Annotated in this window: 1 protein-coding gene; it reads left to right on the top strand. The window is 64.9% G+C overall.

Annotated elements, in window-relative coordinates; translation table 11 throughout:
• Positions 1–271, top strand: a 271-nt coding sequence (locus SM755_RS23680) for a hypothetical protein (RefSeq protein ID WP_323174838.1), incomplete at both ends; no start/stop codon positions are given.

Raw genomic sequence — 271 nt, 5'->3', positions numbered from 1 at the left:
AGCAGCGGCGGCGACGAAGAGACCGAGCTCGATGAGGCGTCGACCACCACAGCCACCGCGAGCCAGCACCACCACCAACAGCACCAACAGCATCAGCAGGAGTGCTACACCATGGACCAGCTGTGGAACGAGATCGCGGCGGCCGAGGCGGAGGCGGGCTACGTGGCCGACAGCTGGGGAGCCGGTCATCATCATGGCGCTGCCGTGGAACTGCCGTCGCCGGTGTGGGAGTTTTGCTGGGATTACTCGCTCTGGAGGATCGATGACGAAG

The organism is Natrialba sp. PRR66 (assembly GCF_034808065.1).
In the GTDB taxonomy this organism is placed as follows: Archaea; Halobacteriota; Halobacteria; order Halobacteriales; family Natrialbaceae; genus Natrialba; species Natrialba aegyptia.
The sequence above is the reverse complement of the archived record's forward strand: the minus strand, read 5'-3'. Positions and strand labels throughout refer to the sequence as shown.